At 60.2% G+C, this 1,113-nt stretch carries 1 protein-coding gene; it reads right to left on the bottom strand.

Translation table 11 applies throughout. The features are described 5' to 3' along the window. Positions 1 to 101: 101 nt before the first annotated feature. On the bottom strand, positions 102 to 1,113 hold a 1,012-nt coding region (locus H6A60_RS11550), incomplete at its 5' end, for a lyase family protein (protein WP_205104759.1).

Raw genomic sequence — 1,113 nt, 5'->3', positions numbered from 1 at the left:
AGATGTGTATAAGAGACAGGGAGAAGAGATGCCATTTTTGAAGAGTCCCCAAGAGTGGTTGAAAAGGGTTTGTTGTTGACGAGAGAGCCGAATTCGCTTCGTCAGAGGAATGCCGCAAATCGAGCTTCGAGGGCTTCAAGGGCGGCGTCGGTCTTCGCCGCCATTGCGTCGACAGTCGATTTGAGGCGCTCTGCCGTTTCACGGTCTTCGGCAAGCATTGCGTCAACCTCGGCCGGTGCGGCGCTCCCCGTCGTTCGACGGTTGGCGACAATCTTTCTCGGGTCGAGCGCATCCCGGAATTCCGATTCGCTCATGGGCAGAACGCTTGAAGCCGACGGGAATTCCGCTTCGATTTCTTCCTTGTAGATGCGCTGCATTTCCGCATACGGAAAGTCGAGCGGGAGCACGTTGTTGGCGCGCGCCCAGGAGACCATGCGGCTTGCCATGTGGTGGCCGATGCGAAACGGCAGTCCGTGGTCGCGCATCAGCCGGTCGGCGATTTCCTGCGAGGCCGTCCAGTCGCTGTTGAGCTCTTCGAGCGCACGGTCGGCGTTGACTTTGATGCCGCAGAGAACCTTGAGGAAACGCTCGAGCATCGCGGTCGCCTTTTTCATCATGCGGCCGTTCTTGTCCGTGCTCTTGCCGTCAACCATGCCCGGAACGAGGTTGTGCGCGCGGATGAAGACGGCGTTCATTTCGCCGAGCACGTCCGAAGCGTCTGCTCGGCAGTTGTTCATGAGCCCCGGATTGCGCTTTTGCGGCATCGCAGAAGACACATAGGTGTTCTCGCCGCCCTCTTCGAGCATGATCCAGGGGCGCGGCTGCGCGTACTGCACCATGATGTCGCTGATGAAGGAGCCGACGTGAACTGCGGTCGAACCCGCAATCGAGGCGAGTTCAAGCGGGAAGTCGACGGGCGCCTCGCACGTGCAGTCGAACGCATTGCGAAGGGGTTCGTCGAAGCCGAGCGCGTCGGACATGCCTTGTCGGTCCAGCGGCCAGACGGTGCCGTTCAAAACGGTTGCGCCCATCGGACACTTGTTGAACCGCACAAGGCACTGATTGAGCCGCTCGCGTTCGCGCAGCAGCGTCGCGGCAAAACCGAGCAGATAG

The organism is Sutterella massiliensis, assembly GCF_016899755.1.
Lineage (GTDB): Bacteria > Pseudomonadota > Gammaproteobacteria > Burkholderiales > Burkholderiaceae_F > Sutterella > Sutterella massiliensis.
Note: the sequence above shows the minus strand (reverse complement) of the source record. Positions and strands in the feature narration are given on the sequence as shown.